Annotated in this window: 2 protein-coding genes; both read right to left on the reverse strand. The window is 62.7% G+C overall.

Features of this window, described 5'->3' with window-relative positions:
• Positions 1 to 626, reverse strand: a 626-nt coding sequence (locus IF809_RS38460; RefSeq protein WP_462840068.1) for a phosphate acyltransferase, incomplete at its 3' end; no start/stop codon positions are given.
• Between the two features lie 29 nt (positions 627 to 655).
• The coding region (locus tag IF809_RS38465) for a DUF3141 domain-containing protein (protein WP_462840069.1) at positions 656 to 1790 on the reverse strand (1135 nt) is incomplete at its 5' end.

Raw genomic sequence — 1790 nt, forward strand, 5'->3', positions numbered from 1 at the left:
ATCTTGCACAGCGCGGCCGCCTCGATGGTCGACGGAATCTTGGAGGTGACGGTCTCGACCGCCGACAGGATGGCGACGCGCGGCGCCTTGCCGAAGCCGGCCTGCGTATAGAGATCAATCGCGTTCTGGATGATGTCGCGCTTGGCGTCGAGGTCGGGGAAGATGTTGATCGCAGCGTCCGTCACGAATAGCGTCTCGGCATAGGCTGGGACGTCCATGACGAACACATGGCTGATGCGACGATCAGTGCGCAGGCCTCCGGCCTTGGCCGTAACAGCACGCATCAGCTCGTCCGTATGCAGACTGCCCTTCATCAGCAGCTCGCCTTTGGCGGCGTGGATCAGCTCGACCCCTTTGGCGGCGGCGTCCTCGCTATGCGCGGCATCGACAACCTCGAAGCCCGAGATGTCCAGATCGAACTTTCTGGCCGTATCCTTGACCTTGCCTTCGGGGCCAACCAGGATCGGCCGGATGATGCCGGCTTGTGCGCTGTCAACCGCGCCGCGCAGGGAGGTTTCGTCGCAGGGATGCACCACGACAGTCGGAGCCGGAGGGATCGCCTTGGCTGCCGCAATCAGCCGGTCATATTTGCTGGAGGATTGCGATTGTCCGGTTTCGGCTGCCATGACGTTGCTCCCGATCCTCTTAATGGCCGCTACGACGCTCTCGCCTGGTCGAAAGGGGCAACTTTGTTCGCGCTCCTCCCCTCTCCCGTATCGACTCCAAGAAGCGCCGCAATTCGCTGAAGACGGTTTGCAGGTTCACCCACCACCGCGCCGCTGGCAGACAGCACGTCCCGCAGGGATCCGAACAGAGCTCGGCGTTGATTGGCGTCATCAGGCATCAGTTTCGGAATGGCTGCGAGCGCACCTTCCTCGTCCAGAAGCAGCATGAAGAACTGCTCACGAACCAGCATCTTGAACTCGGCCAGCGACAGGCGAGGGCCACCATAATCACGCCGAACCCGGCGCAGCGCCTCGATGCTGCGCTCGTCGACCATTCCGCGGGCCGAACCGATATAGAGCAGGCTTCGGGTGGCTGCCTCGCGCGGGCCGCCCTCGCCGATTTTGGCTTTCAGTTCGGCGATCCGCGCCTCGAGCATCGCCCGGTGCTCGGCGGACATCTCCCGCCGGCGCGACGGCTCCGATTTCGGATCGATCCCAAGCGCAGCCTGCACCGCAGGCGATCCGTAGAGATTGAGAAAAACCGTCTCGCTCAGCGCTTCCGTTGCGTCGCGCCAGCTATCGAGCGCATGGACGATCTGTTTGGATATCTGCTCCTGGAACGCCAGGAACGGATTATCTTTCGAGACCGGCTTGCGCTTGTCCTCGATCTCTTCTGCCGCAGTCCTGACGGAGGCCATCAGCGGGTTCTGGCTGCTGAAGGCCTCGTACTGCAGCCGCAATGGATGCAGGCTGCGCATCGTCTCCGCCAATTGCGGACTCACGACGTTCTTGATCCAGGGCTGGACGAACTTCCGGTAGGCCGCAAGATTGATCTCGGAGAGGCGCTTGGCGGCCGCAAATCGCCGCTCGTCCTCCGGCGAATTGCCGCCCATCGCCCGGATGTCGTCGAGCGTGCGCGCCTCGCAACGCATGACCCACTTGCCTACGACGAGATCCGAGCTCGTCGTCTCCTCGTCCTTGGCCTCGAAGGTCGCCTCATAGAGCCCCGGCGGCAGCACATCGATCAGATCGATGTTCTCCGAGAATTCCGCATGCTCCTTCTTGGCGACGCCGCCCGAGACGAAGATGCCGAGATGCCCGACGCTCTGGTGGACGGTATAGACG

The sequence above is a fragment of the Bradyrhizobium sp. UFLA06-24 genome (assembly GCF_054967145.1).